This is a genomic window from Myxococcus sp. AM011 (genome assembly GCF_013372595.1).
Taxonomy (GTDB): domain Bacteria; phylum Myxococcota; class Myxococcia; order Myxococcales; family Myxococcaceae; genus Myxococcus; species Myxococcus eversor.
In genome coordinates, this window is sequence record NZ_JABXEM010000132.1 from 1 (window position 1) to 22,476 (window position 22,476).

General features: G+C 65.6%; 19 protein-coding genes and 1 pseudogene. 15 read left to right on the forward strand and 5 right to left on the reverse strand.

Annotated elements, in window-relative coordinates:
* From HUW62_RS48125 to HUW62_RS25780, 3 genes and pseudogenes are all read right to left on the reverse strand, one after another.
* A pseudogene (locus HUW62_RS48125) lies at window positions 1–309 on the reverse strand (HEAT repeat domain-containing protein); the annotation flags it as partial.
* 85 nt (window positions 310–394) lie between these two features.
* Window positions 395–976 (reverse strand): RDD family protein, encoded by a 582-nt coding sequence (locus HUW62_RS25775; RefSeq protein WP_176435898.1) that lies wholly within the window; start codon window positions 974–976, stop codon window positions 395–397.
* A gap of 450 nt (window positions 977–1,426) precedes the next feature.
* Complete coding sequence (locus tag HUW62_RS25780; protein ID WP_176435899.1) at window positions 1,427–1,756, reverse strand: YnfA family protein; 330 nt, start codon at window positions 1,754–1,756, stop codon at window positions 1,427–1,429.
* 217 nt (window positions 1,757–1,973) lie between these two features.
* On the opposite strand from HUW62_RS25780, the gene HUW62_RS25785 reads away from it, so the two are divergent.
* The 13 genes from HUW62_RS25785 (at window position 1,974) to HUW62_RS25845 (ending at window position 17,925) form a co-directional block, all read left to right on the forward strand.
* Window positions 1,974–2,483 carry a TlpA disulfide reductase family protein gene (locus tag HUW62_RS25785; RefSeq protein ID WP_176435900.1) on the forward strand — a complete coding sequence of 170 codons (510 nt, stop codon included), beginning with the start codon at window positions 1,974–1,976 and terminating at the stop codon, window positions 2,481–2,483.
* 494 nt (window positions 2,484–2,977) lie between these two features.
* The gene (locus HUW62_RS25790; protein WP_176435901.1) at window positions 2,978–3,256 is read left to right on the forward strand and encodes a hypothetical protein; all 279 of its coding nucleotides are present in this window, start codon (window positions 2,978–2,980) and stop codon (window positions 3,254–3,256) included.
* A 3-nt stretch (window positions 3,257–3,259) separates the two neighbouring features.
* Window positions 3,260–4,825 (forward strand): efflux RND transporter periplasmic adaptor subunit, encoded by a 1,566-nt coding sequence (locus HUW62_RS25795; RefSeq protein ID WP_176435916.1) that lies wholly within the window; start codon window positions 3,260–3,262, stop codon window positions 4,823–4,825.
* Window positions 4,826–4,829: 4 nt separating this feature from the next.
* A complete protein-coding gene (locus tag HUW62_RS25800; RefSeq protein WP_176435902.1) occupies window positions 4,830–7,967 on the forward strand; it encodes an efflux RND transporter permease subunit in 3,138 nt (1,045 codons plus the stop codon).
* Between the two features lie 12 nt (window positions 7,968–7,979).
* Window positions 7,980–8,522 carry an RNA polymerase sigma factor gene (locus tag HUW62_RS25805; RefSeq protein ID WP_176435903.1) on the forward strand — a complete coding sequence of 181 codons (543 nt, stop codon included), beginning with the start codon at window positions 7,980–7,982 and terminating at the stop codon, window positions 8,520–8,522.
* A gap of 51 nt (window positions 8,523–8,573) precedes the next feature.
* Entirely contained in the window at window positions 8,574–9,389 is an 816-nt protein-coding gene (locus tag HUW62_RS25810) for a hypothetical protein (protein WP_217911545.1), read from the forward strand.
* Window positions 9,390–9,609: 220 nt separating this feature from the next.
* Window positions 9,610–10,545: a cation diffusion facilitator family transporter gene (locus HUW62_RS25815; RefSeq protein WP_176435905.1), complete on the forward strand. Its 936-nt coding sequence runs from the start codon at window positions 9,610–9,612 to the stop codon at window positions 10,543–10,545.
* 208 nt (window positions 10,546–10,753) lie between these two features.
* Window positions 10,754–11,137, forward strand: coding sequence for a DUF3703 domain-containing protein (locus HUW62_RS25820; protein WP_176435906.1), 384 nt, complete (start codon window positions 10,754–10,756; stop codon window positions 11,135–11,137).
* A 79-nt stretch (window positions 11,138–11,216) separates the two neighbouring features.
* Window positions 11,217–11,546, forward strand: coding sequence for a hypothetical protein (locus tag HUW62_RS25825; protein WP_223738401.1), 330 nt, complete (start codon window positions 11,217–11,219; stop codon window positions 11,544–11,546).
* Between the two features lie 438 nt (window positions 11,547–11,984).
* The gene (locus tag HUW62_RS25830; protein WP_267697919.1) at window positions 11,985–13,121 is read left to right on the forward strand and encodes a TolC family protein; all 1,137 of its coding nucleotides are present in this window, start codon (window positions 11,985–11,987) and stop codon (window positions 13,119–13,121) included.
* On the forward strand, window positions 13,118–14,416 hold the full coding sequence (locus tag HUW62_RS25835; protein ID WP_176435907.1) for an efflux RND transporter periplasmic adaptor subunit: 1,299 nt from the start codon (window positions 13,118–13,120) through the stop codon (window positions 14,414–14,416). Before HUW62_RS25830 ends, HUW62_RS25835 begins: the two co-directional genes overlap by 4 nt.
* 9 nt (window positions 14,417–14,425) lie before the next feature.
* Entirely contained in the window at window positions 14,426–17,587 is a 3,162-nt protein-coding gene (locus tag HUW62_RS25840; protein WP_217911546.1) for an efflux RND transporter permease subunit, read from the forward strand.
* The gene (locus HUW62_RS25845; protein WP_176435908.1) at window positions 17,584–17,925 is read left to right on the forward strand and encodes a P-II family nitrogen regulator; all 342 of its coding nucleotides are present in this window, start codon (window positions 17,584–17,586) and stop codon (window positions 17,923–17,925) included. Before HUW62_RS25840 ends, HUW62_RS25845 begins: the two co-directional genes overlap by 4 nt.
* Before the next feature lie 1,197 nt (window positions 17,926–19,122).
* Here HUW62_RS25845 and HUW62_RS25850 read toward each other — a convergent pair.
* Window positions 19,123–19,404 (reverse strand): hypothetical protein, encoded by a 282-nt coding sequence (locus HUW62_RS25850; RefSeq protein ID WP_176435909.1) that lies wholly within the window; start codon window positions 19,402–19,404, stop codon window positions 19,123–19,125.
* Between the two features lie 243 nt (window positions 19,405–19,647).
* Between HUW62_RS25850 and HUW62_RS25855 the strand changes: the two genes are divergently transcribed.
* Both HUW62_RS25855 and HUW62_RS25860 read left to right on the forward strand, forming a co-directional pair.
* Entirely contained in the window at window positions 19,648–20,181 is a 534-nt protein-coding gene (locus HUW62_RS25855) for a hypothetical protein (protein ID WP_176435910.1), read from the forward strand.
* A 378-nt stretch (window positions 20,182–20,559) separates the two neighbouring features.
* Window positions 20,560–21,318, forward strand: coding sequence for a hypothetical protein (locus HUW62_RS25860; RefSeq protein ID WP_176435911.1), 759 nt, complete (start codon window positions 20,560–20,562; stop codon window positions 21,316–21,318).
* Between the two features lie 384 nt (window positions 21,319–21,702).
* Here HUW62_RS25860 and HUW62_RS25865 read toward each other — a convergent pair whose 3' ends face one another.
* A complete protein-coding gene (locus HUW62_RS25865) occupies window positions 21,703–22,080 on the reverse strand; it encodes a hypothetical protein (protein WP_176435912.1) in 378 nt (125 codons plus the stop codon).
* Window positions 22,081–22,476: the final 396 nt, after the last annotated feature.

Here is a 22,476-nt window from a genome sequence, read left to right on the forward strand (position 1 = left end):
TGCACCGCCGCGCACGCGACGGTCCGAATGCCGAAGCAGCGAAATCAGCCGAGGGACGACGTCCTCCCCCACGCGCCCCAACTTCCAGGAGGCACACGCCTGCTCCGGCGGCAGCCACTTCTCCCCCATGTCGGGGCCGTGGAGTTCCTGCAGCAGCGCAAGGCACGCGTCAGCCCCCTCACAGCAGCCCTCCCACGTCCTGATGTCTTCCCGCTTCCACGGCCGGGAACACCCCATGGACAGCACCACCACCACGCACACCAGCCCGGCCAACCAGCGGGGACGCCCAGACTTCACCTCTCCCTCCATGTCATCGCCTCTCATTCTCCCTTCGCTGGGAAGGGACTCCGAACCCAACGCTTCAGCCAGTCACGAACCGCGCAGCGAAAGAGCGCTACGCTCGAGGAGCCTTCACGACGCGGGTGCCGGCCACCCAGTCGTGAAGGCATCGCCGCTCCTCCCCAACGAGGAAGAGCGCGTCCACGAGGCCCAGCCAGACGCAGTAGCCGCAGAGCGCCATCGGGAGCGCGTTCCTCAGCAAGGCGATCCGCCACACCTCCGCTGGAAGTCCGTCTCCGCGGACGACGCGTATCCCCAGGAGCCGCTTGCCGAGGCTCGCCCCAGTCCCTCGAATCAGGTTCGCCTGCACGAGCAACACGAGGAGCGCCGGGGCGTAGACGACCGGAGCCTTCATCGCCGCCTCGTCCGGAATGGCCAGGCACCGAAGCACGCCCAGGAACAGGGACGGGAGCAGGAGCGCAGCACCATCGACAAGGCATGCCGCGAGCCGGGCCCTGCGCGTCGCCAGCTCTGGAGCCGCATGAAGGCACCGAAGGCACAGGCCCGCCCGGGACGAGGCACAGAAGGCACACGTGAAGGTGCCGCAACGAGCACAGGCGATGGCGGCGGAGAAGCCTGGGTGCTCGGAGCACTGGGCTTCCAAAATCGATTCAAGGGCCTCGCGGAAGTCGGACATGAAGGGCCGCAGCACAGCTACGGCCGCCCCAAGGCGGCAAGTTCCTTCAGGGAAAATCTCCCGCCTGCACCGATAAACACAACCCAATAGGTTTAGTCCACTAGACCATCACGTCAGGATCCGCACCTCGGAATTGCTTGACGCCAGCCTCGGTCGCAAGCTCGATGGATTCGACGAACCACAGGCCGATATGCAGAACGACTACTTCATGCTCATGGGCGATTCGCTCAACCAATGGATGCAGCGCGAAGGACCGCCACCCCAGAAGCAGCTTGTTGGAGTCCCCTGGCAACAGCGCCCTGTCTTCGTGGCAGAGCCCATCGCCGCAATGCATCGCCCCCGAACGGCCCCACCAACGACGTCCCCATCGAGCGAGCTTCGCCGATGCTTGCGGGCGCGCCGGGCTCCCGCGCGCAGCAATACTGGAACACGGACGAATAGGCAGACCCGCTACTTTCGGGGGCCGAGCACGATGATAGCCATTCCCGTCATGGCGACGAGCGCACCAACGATGTCCCAAGGGGTGGGCCTCTCGCCCTCCACGAGCCACAGCCAGATGAGCGCGACGGCGATGTACACGCCTCCATAGGCGGCATACGTGCGGGCGGCTCCGGTGGGGTGGAGCGTCAGGAGCCATGCGAAGACCGCCAAGCTCACGGCCGCCGGGAGGAGCAACCACGCCGCCCTACCCTCGCGAAGCCAGAGGTAGGGAAGGTAGCAGCCAATCACCTCGGCCAGCGCCGTGAGGACAAAGAGCCCGAAGGCGCGCAGCAACATCACAGGGCAGGACCTCGCAATGGAGCAAGAAGACGAAGTGCTCCTGCTACTACAGGCAGGTGCAGGAATCCCATGGTTGCCGCATGGACGCCCGCAGCAGCCCTTGAGATGAGAGCCGCACCGCCACGAGCCCTGGTCGATGACGGTGGGGAACTGTTGGTTGCTGAGCCGCGCACCTCGTGGCGCCCCGGCGCCGTACCGTGAGATACCGTCTGGCGTGATGCGCATCCATCGCCCCCCATGCGTGCTGGCGCTCTTCCTGCTAGCGATGACCTGGGCCTGTCGGAGCGAGCCTCCGCCCAGCTACATCCGGCTTGCTGGACCTGCACCAGTAGTCGCGGGCGCACCGGACTCGCGCGCGCTGCTGGTGGTGTTCTGGGCTTCCTGGTGCCCTCCTTGTCGCGAGGAGACGCCCCAGCTCCTTGCCCTGGCAAAATCCCCTCCCGAGGGACTGCGGGTCGTCGTCTTCAGCCACGATGCGAACCTCAAGGCCGTGGAGTCCTTCTTCGAAGGCCCATCCCCACCGGAACTCCTCCTGCGCCTGGATGAGGACGAGAACGTCGCCCGCGCATTCGGCGTTGAGCAGCTCCCCGCGAGCATCCTCGTCGTCAAAGGACAGTTGGTCGCCCGCTTCCCTGGTCCACGAGACTGGGACTCCAGCGCCATGCGACGCCTCCTGGAAAGGTTGACCCGCGAGCGTGCCATCCGGGCGACCGGCTCGACGGATTGACACCTGCCCTGGGTCTTTGTAAGCCACCTACTGGATGCATCTCCTCTTGCGACTCATGGTCGTGCTCCTCGTCCTGACGACGGGCGGCGTCTTCCAGACGCTGGCCTTCGCTTCGGACACGCACGCCGACTGCATGGAGGATGAAGGCGATGACTGCACGGACTGCGCCCCCAGTTGCGTCCTGTGCCCGTGCTGCCCGCTGAGAGCAGCCCCTGCACCGGTTCCCGTCATGGGGAACCTCGAGGCCGCGCCCGCACCGCTGCTGGTGCGCAGCCGCGTGGATGAGCCAGTCCTTTCTGGGACTGCTGCCGACATCTTCCAACCACCTAGAGCCTGACGCCTCCTTTCACGGGAGACGTGTGCCGTGCGCGAGCCCTGCCGGGTCCGTGCGTGCGCATGTGCGTCCTCTTCGCCTGAAGCCCTGTCCATCCTCCCCGCGCACTCTCGCGCGGGCATTCACCGTCGTGGGCGACTGCCCCGGCTGGAGTTTCCTCATGCGTTCGTTGCGAATCCTGTCCATCGTCGTCTCGCTTCTCACCGTTCCCGTCCTCCCCGCGCTGGCCGAGGAGCCCAAGGCCACCGAAAAGGCCCAGTCCGCTGAGGCCGAGAAGCCCAAGTGTGAGCACGGCGTCCAGAAGTCTCTGTGCACTCGCTGCAACCCGAAGCTGGCTGCCGTCTTCAAGACCAAGGGGGATTGGTGCGCGGAGCATGAGCGACCTGAGTCCCAGTGCTCCATCTGCAACCCAGAACTATCCAAGAAGGGCGTGAAGTAGATGATGCCAGCCTCCCGCGTCGGTCCGGTGATGCTGTTGGCCCTGCTCGCGCTGGGCGCAGCCAACTGCTCGAAGGAGTCGAAGCCCGCCGTGGCGGAGAAGTCCTCCGCGCCTCCGGCCGCCGCGGGAGGCGCTTCCGGATCCTCCCAGTCCCTACATCTGTGCGAACACAAGGTGCCGGCGGAGCTGTGCACCCGGTGCAACCCGGACCTCATCGACGTCTTCAAGGCACAAGATGACTGGTGCAAGGAGCACGGAGTGCCAGAGTCCCAGTGCCTCCAGTGCAACCCGAACCTCACCTTCACCGCACAGGCCACCGCGCCAAAGGACTGGTGCAAGGAGCACTCGGTCCCCGAGTCGAAGTGCACCAAGTGCAACCCGGCGCTCGTCGCGAAGTTCATCGAGGCGGGCGACTACTGCCGAGAGCACGGCTTTCCAGAGTCCGTCTGCCCGTACTGCCACCCGGAGTTGGTGAAGGCGGCGGGGGCGGAGCCCCCCACCTTCCCCGAGCCAGGAACGCGCGTTCGCCTCGCCTCCGCCGAAACCGCGCGAGAGGCAGGCATCCAGACACGTCGCGTGGAGAAGCGGCCCTTTTCTCGCACCCTCGACGTTGTTGGTCAGCTCGCCTTCAACAACAACCGGATGGCTCAGCTATCGGCCCGAAGCGATGCGCTGGTTCTGGAAGTCCGAGTGGACGTCGGCGACGAGGTGAAGGCCGGGCAAGCCCTCGTGGTGGTGACCTCCGGCGCCGTGGGCGCGGACCAGGGGCGCCTCTCCGCGGGCCAGGCACGGCTTGGAGTCGCGCGCGCCGCGCTCACACGCGAGCAGTCGCTCGTCGAGCGGGGCATCAGCGCACGCAAGGACCTGGAGCAAGCCCAGGCGGAGGTGGCCGAGGCCGAGGCCGAGCGCGACGCGGCCCGCGCATCCCTGACCGCCGCAGGGGCCTCCGTCCGCAGCCAGCAGGGGACCTACGTGATGACGGCGCCTTTCTCCGGCACCGTGGTGGCACGTGACGCCGTCCCCGGCAGGCAGGTGGGTGCGGGGCAGACGCTCCTCCATATCGCTGACCTGGACACCATGTGGGCCCTCCTAGAGGTGCCCGAAGCAGACGCGGGAATGGTGCGCGCGGGCCAGCGCGTCACGCTCTCATTCGAGAGCATGCCCGGCGAGACGCGTGAGGCAACCCTCACCCGCGTGGGCGCATCCGTGGACCCGGCCACCCGCACCGTGCGCGCCCGCGTGGAGCTGCCAAACCCGGACGGCGCCCTCAAGGCGGGGCTCTTCCTCCGCGCCAGGGTGCAGGTGGCCGCCGAGCAGGAGTCCGTGCTGGTCCCCCGTGAGGCCATCCAACGCGCCGAGGGCCGCACGCTCGTCTTCGTGAAGAAGGGCGCAGGCCTCTATGAGCCCGTCGTGGTGGAGCTGGGTGCCGGCACCCGTGAAGAAGTCGCCGTGGTGAAGGGACTCTCCGCTGGTGCGGAAGTCGTCACCACTGGCGCCTTCCTCCTCAAGACGGAAATCCTCAAGGAGTCCATCGGTGCGGGCTGCTGCGAGACAGAGGGAGGCGAATAGTCCCATGCTGACCCGAGTCATCGACTGGTCCCTAGCACACCGCTGGGCCGTCCTCCTTGGCACCCTGGCCCTCGTCATTTCAGGCCTGCTGGCCTTCCGGGCACTGCCCATCGACGCCATCCCTGACACCACGCCCACGCAGGTGCAGGTGAACACCATGGCCCCGGCCCTCACCCCTATCGAGGTGGAGCGGCAACTCACCATCCCCATCGAGCAGGCGCTGTCGGGCCTGCCCCACGTCAGCGAGCTGCGTTCCATCTCCAAGTTCGGCCTGTCCCAGGTGACGCTCCAATTCAGCGACGGCACGGACCTGTGGTTCGCGAGGCAACAAGTTGCCGAGCGGCTCGGCCGGGTCGCCGTCCCCGCGGGCATCGAGCGCCCGACGATGGGGCCGGTGGCCACAGGATTGGGCGAGGTCTTCCACTACCTCGTCAAGAGCCAGACGAAGAGCCTCGAGGAGCTGCGCACGCTGCATGACTGGGTCATCGCTCCACAGTTGCGCAGCGTGTCTGGCGTGGCAGAGGTGAATGCCTGGGGCGGCCAGGAGAAGCAGTGGCACGTCGTCGTGGAGCCGCGCCGCTTACAGCAATTCAATCTCTCGCTGCAGGACGTCTACCGCGCGCTGGAGGAGAACAACGCGAACGTGGGGGGCGGCATTGTAGAGCGCGGGGGCGCGGCGAGCCTCGTCCTCGGCGTGGGTGTCCTGGAGGACGGCAAGGCCGTCGAGGACGTCGTCGTCGCGGCGCACAACGGCGTGCCCGTGCGCATCCGGGATGTGGCCCGCGTGGAGGTCGGCCATGAAATCCGCCGGGGCGCCACCACGGCGGACGGTGAAGGCGAAGCCGTCCTGGGCCTGGGCTTCATGCTGGTGGGGGAGAACTCCCACACAGTGACGAAGGCGTTGGCGCAACGGCTCGACGAGGTGAAGCGCACCCTGCCCCAAGACGTCTCCGTGGAGCCCGTCTACGAGCGCACCGAGTTGGTGGACCACGTGCTGCGCACGGTGCGAACCAATCTCCTGGAGGGCGCGCTCCTCGTCATCGCCGTCCTCTTCCTCTTCCTGGGCAACTGGCGCGCAGGGCTCATCGTCGCGGCGGCCATTCCCCTGTCCCTACTGTTCGCATTCAACGCAATGCTGCGCTTCGGCATCGCCGGCACCCTCATGTCGTTGGGGGCTATCGACTTCGGGCTCGTCGTCGACTCCTCCGTCATCCTCGTGGAGAACGCGGAGCGGCGGCTCGCCGAGGCCAGGGGGAGTCGGTCCATCCTCGAGGTGGTGCGCGACGCCGCCGTCGAGGTGCGCGGTCCCACCCTCTTCGGTGAGCTCATCATCATGGTGGTGTACCTGCCCATCCTCGCGTTGGAGGGCGTGGAGGGAAAGCTGTTCCGCCCCATGGCGCTCACAGTCATCTTCGCCCTGCTCGGCAGCGCGCTGCTCTCCATGACGTTGATGCCGGTGCTGGCATCCTTCGCCTTGAAGCGTGGCGGAGGGCACCACCGCGAGCCGCGCCTCGTCACCTTCCTCAAGCGCTGCTACCAGCCGGTCCTCGACTGGGCCCTCACCCACACTCGGGCCGTCCTCGCCGGCGCGGGGCTCCTCGTCGTGGGTGCACTCATCGCCGCCACGCAGCTCGGCAGCGAATTTGTTCCGCGCCTCTCCGAAGGCACGCTCGTCATCAACACCGTGCGCCTGGCCGAGGTGTCCCTCACCGAGTCCGTCCGCTATGGCACCAAGATTGAGAAGGTGCTGCTCGCCCGGTTTCCTGATGAGGTTCAGCGCGTGTGGACGCGCACCGGCACGGCGGAGGTGGCCACGGACCCCATGGGCATCGAGCTGTCCGACGTCTTCATCACCCTCAAGCCGCGCGAGGCCTGGAGGCGGGCTTCCACTCAGGACGAACTCGTGGCGGAGATGAAGGCGGAGCTGGCGGACCTGCCCGGGATGCGCATGGCATTCCTCCAGCCCATCGAGATGCGCGTCAACGAGATGATTGCAGGCGTGCGCAGCGACGTGGGCATCAAGCTCTTCGGGGACGACCTGGACGTGCTGAAGGCCAAGGCCCGTGAGATTGAGGGCGTGGTCAAGGCCATCCCAGGCGCCGCCGACGTCACCGTGGAGCAGCTGACGGGCCAGCCCGTGCTCGAGGTGACAGTGGACCGAGAGGCCGTGGCCCGTCATGGCATTTCCACCCGTGCGGTGCTCGACATCGTCGAGGCGGTGGGCACCCGGAGCGTGGGCGAGGTGCGCGAGGGCGAGCGGCGCTTCGACCTGGCCGTGCGTCTGTCCGAGGAGTACCGGGATGACCCGGCGAAGCTGGCCACCATACCGGTGACGGGGCCAGGGGATGCACGCGTGCCGCTGGGGCGGCTTGCCCGCATCCGCGAGGTGTCCGGGCCCACTACGCTCCAGCGCGAGTGGGGCAAGCGCCGCATCGTCGTGCAGGCCAACGTGCGCGACCGAGACCTCGGCGGCTTTGTCGAGGCGGTGCGCCACGCGCTGGACGAGAAGCTGGAGCTGCCCGCGGGCTACTACCTCCGCTTCGGCGGACAATTCGAGCACCTGGAGCGTGCCCAGGCGCGCCTGCTCATCGTGGTGCCGCTAGCCCTGGCCCTCATTTTCCTCCTGCTCTACCTCACCTACCGGCGCGTCCTCGACTCCGTGCGCATCTTCGCGGGCGTGCCCTTCGCACTGGTGGGCGGAGTGCTCGCGCTCCTGCTGCGGGGACTGCCCTTCTCCATCTCCGCCGCGGTGGGCTTCATCGCCCTCTCCGGGGTGTCGGTGCTGGGAGACATGGTGCTCGTCTCACGCGTGCGCTCCCTCCTCGATGCAGGCCACGCATTGAGCGAAGCCATCCGCGAAGCGGCCCTTTCACGCCTGCGGCCCGTGCTGATGACGGCCGCCGTAGCCGCCATCGGATTTCTGCCCATGGCTCTCAACACAGGCGTGGGAGCGGAAGTCCAGCGACCTCTCGCCACCGTGGTTATCGGCGGCATCCTCTCCTCCACACTGCTCACCCTGGTCGTGCTTCCGGTCCTCTATTCCGTGTTCGGGGGTGGGCGACAAGCGCCCCTCCTGAGCCCCCCTGAGCGGGCCAGCGTTACGCAGGCACCCGAAGGGGAGTCAACCCGTGCGGCGAGTTGAAAGGTCCAGCCCATGAGCCCAGAGACGCTCACGCTCCTGCTCCATAACCGGCAGCGATTCCTCGCCTTTCTGACGCCGCGTATCGGCAGTGCCGAGGGGGCCGAAGAGGTCCTCCAGACCGCGCTCCTCAAGGGGGTAGAAACTAGGGGCACCCTGCGCCAGGAGGAGCGCGCGGTGGCCTGGTTCTATCGACTGCTGCGCAACGCACTCATTGACCGCCACCGGCGCCAGAAGCGCGAGGAGCACGCCCTTCGCGAATGGGTCGGTGACAACCTGCTGTCCACTGAGGATGCAACCGAACTGGAAAGGACCGTATGCACCTGCATCTCTGCCCTCTCCACCACTTTGAAGCCGGAGTACGCAGAGGCCCTGCGCAGGGTGGACCTGGAAGGTCAGAGCCTCGCAGCGCTCGCCGAAGCGGCTGGCATCACCACCACCAACGCCAAGGTCCGCCTGCACCGGGCCCGGCAGGCACTGGGCAGAAGGCTGGTGCAGTCCTGCGGCCCCTCCTGCTGCCGGCGAGGCTGCGTGGACTGTCCATGTGAGTCAGCCTGAGATGGGCGCCCTGCATCGCACCCGAGGCCGGACCAGCACATGCCCACCCCTATGATGGAACGCCTCGCGGATGGCGACGCGGCGGCCGCCTTCATCGCCATTACGGCACTGGGCCTCTGCGGCGCGATGCTGCACGAAGGCTGGCGCGGCACGAAAGCGCGCTGGGCGCGCACCGCGTCCATCTTCGTGATGGTCCTCGTGTTCGTGCTGGCTGCCCTACCCGCCCTCGAAACAGTCTTGCCTGGACAGCCGCTTGCCGCCGTCGAGGTCACGGAGAAGGGACAGAGCATCCCCCTCCCTCCTTCTGTGAATGGAAGGGTCCTCGTCGTGGTGAGGGGCAGGCTCGCCCGAACAGGCGACACCGAAGTCCTGTTTTCGATAGCGGGAATGGAGGAGATGATACGCGGGACGCTGGAGCGGACGCGTACTTCCATCCGGGCGAAGCACGGGCGCACCCATGTCTGGCGCGACCGATTGAGCTTCCATCAGCGAGGCTCCATCCCGCGAGGCGTACACGCGCTCAGGTTGGAGCAGTTGGAGGGGAGCCTTGAGGGCCCTTTGCGTGTGGAGGTCTACCGTAACCGGTGGCCCCCCCTGCTTGTAGCCTGGGCCGCGGGCCTCGTGCTGCTCACAGCCTCAGTGCTTCACGCCCGCCTCCAGCTCCGCCGATACGCGCTCTGGGCTGGTACCGCGCTCGGAACGAGCCTGTTCATCTACAACTGGGGCGAACCCCGCGCCGACATCACGTTCGCCGCGGCCTGCCTCTTCTTGGGATTCACGGTGGGCGCTCCCATAGGGTGGTTGGCGTCCCGCGCACTGCGAGCGCGGTCCCCCTCGCCTGCTCGACGGCGCAGAGGCCAGAGCTGAGTTCCAGGCGGCTATGAGAATTTGGAGGTCGGGGAGAGCGTGCACTCCCACCGGGCGCTGGCGGGGCCGCTTCGTCAGCTTCCGCGCGCACCAGAAACATGGAGGTGTAACCCTGGGCAGAACCGTTCGTCAGCCCAGGCAAAGTTCAGGAAGTCCCTGCTGACACGCCGGAAAAGGAGTGTGCAGCGGAACTGTTTTCGCTCTGGAGGCACCCACGCCCATGTCAGGCTCCCACAGTCACGCACCCGCCTCACCCGGACGGGCATTTGCCATCGGTGTAACCCTCAATTTGGGCTTCGTTGCAGTCGAGGCCACCTTCGGCGTCATCTCCAACTCGCTGGCGCTAGTGGCGGATGCGGGCCATAACTTGAGCGACGTCCTCGGATTGATGCTCGCCTGGGGAGCGAGCATCCTGGCCAGGCGAAAGCCAACAGCCCGCCACACCTATGGTCTGCGCAGTTCGTCCATCCTGGCAGCGCTCCTCAATGCCCTCCTTCTGCTCGTCGCCGTGGGCGGTATCGGATGGGAGGCAGTGCAGCGCGTGGGAGAGCCCGCTCCTGTCTCCAGCATCACCATCATGGTGGTAGCTGGGCTGGGCATCATCATCAACACCGCCACGGCCATGCTCTTCTGGAAGGGCCGCAAGGACGACCTCAACATCCGGGGTGCATTCCTCCACATGGCTGCGGACGCAGGAGTGTCGCTTGGTGTCGTCCTGGCCGGCGCCCTCATCTATTTCACCGGATGGGCATGGCTCGACCCCGTCGTGACGCTCCTCATCGCGGTCCTCATTTTCTGGGGGACGTGGGGACTGCTCAAGGACTCCGTCAACCTCGCCTTGCAGGCGGTGCCTCGGAACATCGACATTGCCTTGGTACGGGAGCAGCTGAACCAGGTACCTGGCGTCATCGACGTGCATGACCTACACGTCTGGGCCATGAGCACCACCGAGGCGGCTCTCACCGCGCATCTCGTCTTTCGAGGGACACAACTGGACGATCCGCTCCTCGACCGTCTGAAGAGGCAACTCCACGATGAGTTCGGCATCGAGCACGTCACACTTCAGGTGGAAGCAGGGCAACTTTCCAACTGCTGCAACCTCTCGCCCGCCAAGGAGTCCGGCGAGGCGCCCGATGGAGAGGAAAAGCATGCCTGAGACGATGACTTCCAGACCACCGCTTGCTGGTGACTGTCCCTCATCACCTTGAGTGGCATCGGCCTCAACGCGGCCTTCGGTTGGTGGTGGGCAGCCCCAGTGGCCGTCTTTGGGATGACGTTCTTCCTTGTGAAGGAAGGCCGGGAAGCGTGGCGGGGCGAGGACACCTGCGCTTCGTGTCACTGACGCATCAGAAGGAGGCACCTTGATGGAACCGAAGTTGCGAATTCATTTCGAGAAGGAACTGCGACAAGCCTCCGAGGCCGAGGCCCGAGGCCACTTCCAGCTGGCGTGGCATTCGCTGGAACGCGCTCACATTCTGAGCCAGGCCCACGCGTGGCCTCATCTTCAGGTCCACGGAGCCATGTTCTGCTTCGCATGGAGGAGAGGAAACCTGAGCGAGCTGGCCGGACAGTTACCCCGATTGCTGCTGGCCGCCCCTGGCTCCTGGCTAGGGCGCGCTCCCCTCGGCAACACCGGAGGCGCCAACGTGGGCATCTTCACGCCCATGCCCATTCCAGGTGACCTCCAGGCCATCTTCCAAGAAGCTGCCCAGCAGGAAGGGCAAGGGCCCCACAGTCAGGCCCCTTGAACGAGGTGAATCCGTGCTCCAGCAAACCGTGACCACCAGCCGTATTGCCTTCCTCCGCTAAAGTCACTACGAAGACACTGTGCTGCGCCTCCTGATGTTCATCGTGCTGGTCAACGGCCTCGTGCCTTCCTTCGGGGAGGCCGTCGAGATGGCCGTTCACTACGCGGCGTCCGGGCATCTCGCGCACTCCATTGCGGACGAGTCAGACCTGGGAGAGTCCAGCCGGGAGCACGGCTGTGGCCCAACCGAGCACCATTGCGGGTGCTGCCCCAGCCAGTCCGTCATTCCTGAATCCCTGCCGTCACCGGGTTGGGCCATCACGGTCAAACCGCCGAAGATTGTCGGGCAGAACCAGGAGGCGGCCGAGGAAGTGCGTCCCCGCCTCCTGCGTCCGCCTATATCGGCCTAACGGCCGGTTCGTGCGCCCCTCCACCTCCAGCCGTGCTGTGGCCGTGACGTCCCGCGGCCATGCGCGTGCGGCAATTCTCGCACGCTTACGGGGACTCTCGCTTCGAGAGACCAGGAGATAGGCCGCGCCTTCGCGCCGATGACGCGCGAACGGACCGGACGCATGTGCCTGCTCAGGCGTGCCCGGTACCGCCATGCGCGGCGCCGGCCTTGGGCCATCTCTCATCCACTCATCAGCTGCGGCTGACGCTGCAGGTGTGCTCGCGTCCTGACGGTCTGACTCCGCCGGTTCCGCACATCCTCCAGCCCAGGCGCGGCCCTACCTCTTTTCAATTTGGTGAGCGTCGTGTCTCCATCAATCCGTCTCATAAGTCTGCTCCCGCTCCTGCTCGTCGCGGTGCCGGCCTTCGCGGCCCGCCCTCTCACGATGGAGCAAGCTGTGGCACTCGCACTCGAACGCAGCCCCCGACTCATTTCCACCCAGGCCGATGCCGCCGCAGCTCGAGCTCAGCTTTCGGGAGCATCCCTCCTGTTCCAGACCAATCCGGACCTACAAGTCGCCATCGGCCCACGCTTTCGCGCGAGTGGGAACAACGTCGACGTGGGCGCCGGGGTGAGCCAACAACTGGAACTCTTCGGCCAGCGCGGAGCGCGCAGGGACGCCGCAGCGGCGACACTTTCCGCGAGCGAGTCGCGCCTCGCGGTCTCTCAGGTAGAGCTCGCGGCCGAAGTGCGCCAAGCCTTCGGCAGGGCCCTCGCGGCCGAGCAGGAACTGCAACTGGCCAATGATGCACTCGTACTCGCAGAGCAGGGCCGGGATGCCGCAGAGCAGCGACTGCAGGCTGGAGCCGCCTCTCGCATCGAAGTGAACACCGCGCGGGTGGCGCTGGGCCAGACCCAGCGTGCCCGTGTTCGCGCCGTCCAGCGCCGGACGCAGGCCCTCGGAGAGCTGCGACTGCTGCTGGGCATCGAACCAACTGAGGACATCGCACCCGAAGGGAACCTGCGCGCGGAGGCGGCCGCGCCCCCAATCCTTTCCGTCCTCCTGGAGCGAGCGGCGGCGCAACGCGCGGACCTCAAGGCAGCCAAGGCCGAGTTGGAGGCAGCCCAGGCAGAGGTCCGGCTCGCCAGCCGGGGGGCGCTACCCCGCCCTCGATTGGGGGTGAGCTACAGCCAGGAGGAGGACGCCCAAATCGTCCAAGGCACACTCGGCATCGACCTGCCCCTCTTCAACCGCAACCAAGCGGCGCGAGGGATTAGCACGGCACGGGCGGCCCAGGCGGAGCGGGCGCTCGCCGCCACCGAACGCTTCGTGCGTTCCGAGGTGGTGCTCGCCCTCGAGCGCTACCGCACTGCCCTGTCAGCCGCGGAGGTGTTCGGCGGCGATGTGATGGCGGCCGTGCAAGAGAACTTAAAGCTGATCAATGAGGCCTATCGGGCCGGGAAGGTGGACTTCCTGGAGCTGCTCATCATCCGGCGCGAGGCCCTCGATACGAGCCGTAGCTACATCGAGGCCCTTGAGGAACTCAACGCCGCGGAGGCCCAACTCAAGAAAGTGGTGGGGAACATCCAATGAACGTTCACACGAATCTGTCCATCGTCCTGGCGGCGGCCCTTCTTCTGGCCAGTTGCTCCGACAAGAAGGCCGCCCCCCCCTCCGATGAAGCGAAGACGGCCCCGTCCGGCAAGGAGACGAAGGGCAAGCCCCACGCCGAAGAAGAGGGCCACGACCACGAGAAGGAAGAAGGCGAAACCCATGGTGAGGGGGGAGAAAAACATGACGAGGTCATCACCCTCACGCCAGAGGCGCTGCGCTCGGCGCAGCTCCAGTTGGCCCAGGCAGAGGCAAAGCCCCTCGTAACCGGCCTCATCGTGCCAGCGCGTATCACCTTCACCCAGCAAGGCGTAGCCAGAGTGGCCTCCCGCGTTCCAGGACGACTCGCCACCATCCAGGTAGCTCTCGGCCAGAAGGTGAAAAAGGGGGAGGTGCTGGGCCATCTCGAGAGCCCTGAGCTTGGCCAGGCGCGAGCGGACTACCTCTCCGCCGCGACCAAGGCGCGCGTGGCGGAGCAGAACTTCCGCCGGGAGAAGGATCTGCTTGCTAAAGGAATCACCAGCGAGCGGGACATGCGCGAGGCGGAAAGCACCTTCGTCACCGCCGAGGCGGAGCGCAACGCCGCCGACGGCCGGCTTCATGCGCTCGGCCTTTCCGACGGAGAAATCAGCACGCTGCGTAGCAACGAGCACTACAGCTCGCGCTTTCCGGCCATCAGCCCACTGACAGGCACGGTGGTGGAGATTTCGGGCACGGTGGGCCAGGCGGTGGAGGCGGCCACGTCCCTCTTCACGGTGGCGGACCTCACGGAACTCTGGGTGCAGTTGGACCTGACGGAGTCTCAGCTCCCGCAGGTCCATGCCGGTCAGCCGGTGGAAATCACCGTCCAAGCACGGGCGGGCCAGCGCTTCGCGGGCCGCGTGGACTACATCGGAGACGTCGTTGATGAGAAGACTCGCACCATTCCGGTACGAGTCGTGGTGTCCAACACCGATGGGGCGCTCAAGCCGGGCATGTTCGCCCAGGCGGAAATCGCCACCACCTCGGGAGAGACACGAGACTCGGGCTCCGCCTCGCCCACACGCATCGTTGTCCCACGAGAGGCCGTGCAAAAGGTCGGCGAAGAGCAGGTGGTCTTCGTCCCAGCCGGCGAGAACCGCTTCCGCCCCGTCGAGGTCCAGACTGGCGCCAGTTCCGCCCAGGACGTGGAAATCCTCTCAGGTCTTCAGCCCGGTACCTCCTTCGTCACTCAAGGAGCCTTCATCCTCAAGTCCGAGCTCTCGAAGGAGAGCATGGGCGAGGGCCACTCCCACTAGGCGGGCGCCATGTTCGACAGGCTCATCCATTTTTCCATCAAGAACCGCATCCTCATCTTCATCCTGACGGCGGTGCTCATCGGCTTCGGCCTCAACGCACTGCGCTCACTTCCCATCGACGCGGTACCGGACGTCACCAACGTGCAGGTCCAAATCCTCACGTCCTCACCGGGCCTTGGGCCGGTAGAGGTGGAGAGGTTCATCACCGTGCCCGTCGAGACCGCGATGAGCGGCTTGCCGGACACCGAGGAAATTCGCTCCGTCTCCAAGTTCGGGCTGTCCGTCGTCACCGTCGTCTTCAAGGACGAAGTGAACATCTACTTCGCGCGGCAGCTCATACAGGAGCGGCTGACAGCGGCGCGCGAAAGCATCCCCGAAGGCTACGGCTCTCCGGAGATGGGGCCCATCTCCTCGGGCCTGGGAGAAATCTACCAGTTCGAAGTACGGGGCGAGGGCCAGGGCCCCATGGAGCTGCGCAGCATCCTGGAGTGGCAGGTTTCCCCGCGGCTACGTGCCGTGCCCGGCGTCGTCGAGGTCAACGCCTTCGGCGGAGAGCTCAAGACTTATGAGGTGCAGGTGGACCCCTCCAGGCTCACGGCCTACGGCCTGTCTCTGGGCCAGGTGTTCCAATCCCTGGAGGAGAACAACGCCAACGCCGGAGGCGCGTACATCGCACGCGGTCCGGAGCAGGTGCTCATCCGTGGCGAAGGCCTTGTGGAGACGCTGGATGATATCCGCAGCATCGTCCTCTCCACGTCGCCACAAGGAGTCCCGGTCTATGTCCGAGACGTGGCCAACGTGGCGTTCGCTCCACAGGTCCGCCAGGGCGCGGTGACGCGTGACGGCCGGGGCGAGGCCGTTACGGGCATCGTGATGATGCTCATCGGGCAGAATTCGCGCGAGGTGGTCAACGACGTGAAGGCCGAGGTGGAGAAGATCCGCCCCACCCTGCCTCCTGGCGTCACCATCGATACCTTCTACGACCGCACGGACCTGGTCCGGAAGACCATCCAAACGGTGGCGAAGAACCTCGTCGAGGGCGGGCTGCTCGTCATCGTCGTGCTCTTCGTCATGCTGAGAAACCTACGCGCGGGACTCCTGGCCGCCGCGGCCATTCCCCTGTCCATGCTCTGCGCCTTCATCGGGATGCGGGCGCTGGGCGTCTCAGGAAACCTGATGTCCCTGGGAGCCATCGACTTCGGCCTCATCGTCGACGGCGCGCTCATCATCGTGGAGAACGCGGTGCGGCACATTTCGGAGCAGAGCCACACGCTGGGCCGCGCCCTCACGCGTGAGGAGCGCGACGAAGTCGTCTATCGCAGCGCGGTGGAGGTGAGACAGGCGGCCGCGTTCGGTGAAGTCATCATCGGAGTGGTCTATCTGCCCATCCTCGCCCTGAGCGGCATCGAGGGGAAGATGTTCAAGCCCATGGCCATCACGGTCATCTGCGCCTTGGCGGGAGCCTTCGTCCTGTCACTCACCTTCATCCCGGCCCTCGCCTCCGTCCTGCTTCCCCGAAAGGCGAAGGAGCAGGAGAGCTTCATCGTCCGCGGGGCGCGCCGTGTCTACGAGCCCGCTCTGTCCTGGTGCCTCCGGCGACGCGGGGTGGTGGTGGGCATCGCTGGCGGGCTGCTCGCGGTGAGCTTGGCCACGGTGCCCTTCCTGGGTGCGGAGTTCATTCCCCGGCTGGATGAGGGAGCCCTCGCGTTGCAGGCCTGGCGTGTGCCCTCGGTCTCGCTGGAGGAGTCGGTGCGACAGACGGGCCTCATCGAACGGGTGCTCAAGCGCTTTCCCGAGGTCACCACCGTGGTCTCCCGAACGGGGCGCGCGGAGATCGCAACAGACCCCATGGGCGTGGAAATCAGCGACATCTTCGTCATGCTCAAACCCCATGAGGAGTGGACAACGGCGGAGGACCGCGAGGGGCTCATCGTCCGCTTCAACGAAGCGCTGACGAAGGAGGTGCCCGGCACCCTCTTCAGCTACTCGCAACCCATCGAGCTTCGGGTCAGCGAGCTCATCTCCGGCGTGCGCTCGGATGTGGCGCTCAAGCTCTATGGCGAGGATCTGGACGTGCTGAAACAGACGGGAGACAAACTCGCCGCCGCGCTGGCCAAAGTCCCGGGCGCCGCGGACGTCAAGGCCGAGCAGGTGGCGGGCCTCCCCGTCGCGCGCATCCAGATAGACCGGCAGGCCATCGCCCGCTATGGCATCAACGCCCGGCAGGTGCTGGACACCATCGAGGCCGTGGGTGGCAAAGAGGTGGGAACGGTGCTGGAGGGCCAGCGGCGATTCGCGCTCCAGGTGCGCTTCGCACCGGGCGCTCGGCAAAGCGTGGAGCAGCTTGAGGGAATCCGGGTGGCCAGCCCTTCCGGGCAACTCATCCCGCTCTCACAGCTCGCGCGCATTGTCGTAGAGGAAGGCCCCGCCCAGGTGAGCCGGGAGAACATCCAGCGACGACTCACCATCGAGACCAACGTGCGCGGGAGAGACCTCCAGGGCTTCGTCACGGAGGCACAGGCTGTCATCGCGCGCGAGGTCAAGCTGCCGGCAGGCTATTGGGTGAGTTGGGGCGGACAATTCGAGAACCTCCAGTCCGCGTCGAGCCGCCTCGCACTCGTAGTGCCCCTCACCCTTTTCCTCATCTTCGTGTTGCTCTACACCACGTTCAACGCGGTGCGGCCGGCCCTTCTCATCTACCTCAACATCCCCTTCGCGGTGACAGGTGGGCTGCTGGCGCTCCTGGCGCGGGGGATGCCACTGTCCATCTCCGCGGCGGTGGGCTTCATCGCCCTCTTCGGAGTCGCGGTGCTCAACGGCTTGGTCTTGGTGGCCTACATCCTCAAGCTGCGTCAGGACGGCCTGTCTCCTGCCCAAGCAGCCCATGATGCAGCCCACGTGCGCCTACGGCCGGTCCTCACCACGGCGTTGGTGGCCTCCCTGGGCTTCCTCCCCATGGCGTTCTCCAGCGGAGCGGGTGCCGAGGTGCAGAAGCCGCTGGCCACCGTCGTCATCGGCGGGCTCTTCAGTTCCACGCTGCTCACGCTGTTGGTACTGCCCACTGTCTACACCTGGTTCGACCGCGGCAACCCCAAGGTAGTCCCCGTCCCTCCAGAGCAGTCCCCTGCGCCCACGGGACACTCCCCCGTCGCCGAAGGAGGTGTTGCGTGAAGGAAATCAAGGCCATCATCCAGCCCTTCAAGGTCAGTGAAGTCACCGACGCGCTTGAAGCCATCCCCGGTGTGGGTGGCATCACCGCGCTGGACGTACGCGGCTTCGGCCACCAGCGCGGACACAACGGCATGGAGGCCCGCGCACACGGGTCACTCAACTATCTGCCCAAGGTCATGCTCCTCCTCGTCATCCCGGACTTACTCGTTGATACCGCGCTCGCCACCATCCAGCGGCATGCTCATACGGGCAACGTCGGAGACGGAAAGGTGTTCGTCTCCCATGTTGAGGACGCGCTCAGGGTGAGAACCGGGGAGAGGGGCGAATCGGCGCTCTGAGCTACCCTCTTCTCTGCGGCCGAGCTGCGAGCCAGGGTCTTTACGGGAAGGGTCAGACGCGCTGGAGCGAATGGCGCCGTTCACAGGGGGGCATGAAGTCCCACATGCCCCCCTGCCCAGTACGATGCATCCCCACACAGCCTCCCCTGCTGAAGGATGCTGGACGCCCTCCCCAATCCGCGCTACTCGGGGAAAAAGCCGCAGTGAAGTTTGCGGAGACTCAATCGGCCCCCGAATTTTCCCGATTTCGCCTAACCCCAGGATTTTTCTCGTGTTTTTCGTCGCAGTCTCTGGAGAGGGCACAGAGAACGAGTTCGCGCAGGGCTTCGTTCGGGGAGCTACTTGAAGGGCCCTACCAACTGGTAGGGCCCTTTTTGTTTAACACGGGCCTCGCGATGACATCGCGGGGCCTTCGTGCTTAAGCCCCTGAATCACAAGGGATTCTGGCTCGCGGTGCTGAAGAGGGTGCTCTCGGCTCTCTACCCCGCAGAGCGAGATGCCCCCTCTCCTCCGTCACTGATTGGGCTCTCTGGACCGCTCTTTCACCCGCTTTGGGGAGAGAGAGGCCGAGAGTGGTTAACAGGTGCTGTTAACTTTTGGGGCGGCGGTTAACAACATTCCCCCGGAGCCCCGCTCTTTCCGCTCTGAGGTTTCTGGGAGGGCGTCTCTCTCTGGTTTCTGGTTGCGTCTCTCGCCTGTTTTGCGGCTCCCTGCAAAGGGGGCACGGTAATGGTGGTTGTAATGGGCTTCGGCTCCAGCCCCCTCCGCCGCCTCTTCGCCGGGCGCTCACCCCTCCGCAGCAGGCAGACGGCTCACCCGTCACGCGGCTCCTGAGAGCATCCCAGAGCGCCAAGACTCCGCAGAGCGCCCGCCCTTCGTTGAGCTGCCAGACCCCACGGGAGGTCAGCGCCCAGAGGTCCCCCGGGCCCGACGCCCCGCGCCGGGCCCCCCGGAGGGAGGAGCACCACCGACAGGCCTCGCGCCGACCAGTGTGCGAGCCAAAGGCTTGGGTTTCTGCGCAGTTTTCGGGCGAAGCATGGACTGCTACCTTCACCGTTTTCGCAGCACACGGAGGGGACATCCATGGCGGAAGGCAGCCTGCTGAACCTCATCACCTTCGGCTTCGCCGGTCGGTATGAGGCAGCGGCCACCCGGGCGGAGGGCGCGAGCAGCGCGCTTCGCGCCCTCGAACACGAGTCACAAGGCCAGGCGGAGCTGCTCGCTCGAATCGCGAGGCGCCTCGCTGTGGGCGAAGTCCTGGTGGAGATTGCCCAACTCGCCGACAGGCAGGTCTTCGTGACGCGTCTTCAGCGGCGCGGCGCGGTGGACCACTACCTGTACGAAGCAGACGCCGGACGCTCTGAGAAGCCAGCGCTCTCCTTCGTCGGCGCATTCGGCGATGACGCTGTGACGTTGAACGAAATCGTCTGCAACGAGAAGCGCTGCCAGCCAGACCACGGGCCGCTGCTCTTCAAGCATGTGGTGGCATTCGCTCGAGCCCAAGGACTCGGTGACGTTCGCGGACCCCCACGTCCCGTGGACTGGAGTCATGGCCACGTCCCAGAGAGCTTCAAAGTGACGCATGCGATTGAGCCAGAGCGCCAGCCTCCGCCGGAGGACCCTCTGCCTCTGCCTCTGCCTCTGCGTCGACGCCGTCGCCGGGGACAGACGCGCAAGACGGCTGCGACGTGGCCACCTGACGCATTCCGGCTGATGGCTCTGATGCGGGACTTCCAGAAGCAAACGGAGACTGCCGTCTGGAAGGAGCGCCGTCGGCTCGACATCCGGACGGCCCGAGAGAAAGTCTCGCCTGCGGCCATCGACACCTTCGTCCAGCACCTCATCGCCTCGCAGGCGTCCGTAGTCGGTCTCATGCGGGACCGGACGCTCGTCGACAACCTCCAGGAGTGTCGCCCGCTGGCGTTCCGCTTCGGACTCAACGGGAGAGTCGAAAAGCTGGAGCTGCTGCTTCTCGCGAAGCATTCGGCCTGGCGCACCATGGGGATGGCGCATGTCCATCTCCCTGAACTCGCCAAGGGAGGACATCGGGCGAAGGCCGCACCTGCACGCAGGCCCGTCGCGGATCCACGCCCCTTCCTTCCATCCATCGGCAAGCCACTCGTACTCGTGTTACGCGACGGGACGGTGCTTCACCTACCGCTGCTCGCAGTGGGGCCGTTTGACCTTCTTCTTGGCTGGCCAGGCAACGAGGTCCTCGTCCACCTGCACGCCATCACCTTCTGGGAAGCGGCGTAATCAGCTCCCCCCTAACAGTCAGCCACTAACGCCGCCCGCTTCTCAGGCGTAGCAGGTCCGGCCCGGCGCCCGTCCGCGGAAAACTCCCAGGCTCCACACCAACTCCTGCGCTCTGCATACTTGCACCCCATGCGTCGACCCCAGCTCATTGCCACATCCCTCGCGCTGCTGTTCCTCACTCTGGGCACCTCGGAATCAGCCGCCTCAGGTGGAGAAGGCGAGTGGGTCGACTGTCCTCGCAACCTCATGAAGTCCGGGCGCCACCGCTTCGTGGGCCCGCCCGCCCTGACACCGACATGGTGGACTCGGGCAGTCGTCGAACGACTGCGCGCATGTACCGGCTGTGATGTGACGCAGATAGGCGCGTCGCCAGTGCTCGTGTCATTCAAGACCAACGACACAGGGCGCGCGCCCCGACTTGTCCTTGAGAGCCTCGACGGAGGCACCCCAAAGGAAATCCCGCTCGGCCGGACTCCTGACGACTCCGACGCAGCGCCGCTCAGTGCGGCGGTATTGGGCGATGTCATGGCCGTCGCCGCTCAGTTTGGGCGAAGCAGCTACTCCCTCTATTTCATCGACACCAAGAAGATGCGCTTGGTGAAGACGGCGAAGCTGGCCCTGCCGCCCCTGACACAAGACCGACTTCACAGCTGGCACTTGCCGGTTGTCGCGGCTGGGCCAGACAGGTTTGGCATCGCCATCGGCCATGCCGACGAACTCGTATGGCTCGAGTACGACCCCCGCGGCCGAGAGCGAGTGGCACCTCGCATCCTGACGACGAGCCTGGCGACAACCATCAAGCCATGGGTCGTTTGGGGAGGTGACAGATTCTTTGTCCTCGGAGATCGCACCGTGGAGAAGAGGTTTCGCCTCACTCAGGTTCCGGAACTCCTAGCCGTGAGCCCAGATGGAACTTCCCTCGAGCGCCTCGTGTCTCTTGACGGCTTCGCCCTCACACCCGAGACGTCCCAATGGGTGGGCAGCGGTCGTCTTATCTTCGAGAAGGGCGCTCTCTTCCTCGCGGCGAGGACCTATGCCCGCGACTCCACGACGAACAGGGCGAAGTTCCAACCCTTTCGCGCAAGCACTGGTGGTGCCGTCGACGTCCGCGAGTGCCCCGATATCGATGAAGAATGAGTCCTCTGCGAACTCACCGGATGTCGAACAGCGGCCCGCTGTCTGCCCCTCCCGGCAGCTCGCTCATTTCCGAGCCCTTCTGGCAGCACCAAGAGCGGCCAGGGACCAAGGAGCGCGGAAGGCTGCCGCCTGGAGCTCTGCAGCATTCGCTGCATCCGGGCTAGCAGGCTGTTGAAAAAGGACCGGGACCTCTCTCGGCCTACGACCTATGGGGCGCACGCCCAAAGTCATATCCAACCCATAGTGGTTCGATGTGGCTATCGAAGAGTTTTTCAACAGCCTGCTAGACCGCCTCGAACTCAGCGCCCGTGACGTTAGCGCGCTCCATATGCGAGGACGGCGCCCTCAAGCGGATGGAGCTGGATGCGTCCATCTTCGCGGCGCTCACAACGGCTGGGCCTCAATGCCGGAGTCGCTCACCTTGAGAACGACATAGAGCGTCACACTCGGGTTGATGAACAAGGTGCGAAACTCATCAGCAGACAGAGCATGCACCCCCCACCCCACCGCGGCCTCGTCGTACCCAAACACATGCGGCGGAGGGACGAACTGGAGCGCCTCGGTCGCCAACTCTCGACTCTGGAAGACTGGGACTCCACCCTCGGACTCAATCATCCACAGTCCACCAGCGCGCTCACCAGCGGCAGTCTGTGCTTCGAGGACGTGGTACGCGTGCCCCTCCGGAGGGAGGACATCCGGCACGCGCATCAGCCGGTCGGCGATTAGCTTGGTGACTTCTTCGTTCGGCTCTTCCTCAGACATTGCGTCTCCTACTCATCGCATGCGTCGGGACGAAACCTACTCGCCGCGAGGCCGCAGGAGGCATCTCGACCTCAGCGACAGAATGCAGAACCGTCCACTTCTGCTCAAAGGCCTCCACGCACCAAGACTACCCGGTGACCCAACTTTTCAGCCACCTCTTGGATGAAGCGCCCTGACAGCGGAGGCCAATTCCAGAACTTGAATCCCAAATTCCCAAAGCCCCACGGAAACTCTCCGTTCCATTCTACGAGCCGCTCGGGCTTTCCACATTCCGGGCATTCAAATTCTGTACTGTCGTTTCCGTTGTACCAATCGTCAACAGCCTCCGACCAACCGCCCTCGGGCTCGAATTGCGCGCCGCACGCACGACACGTCAACTCGCCTCCGATGGTATAG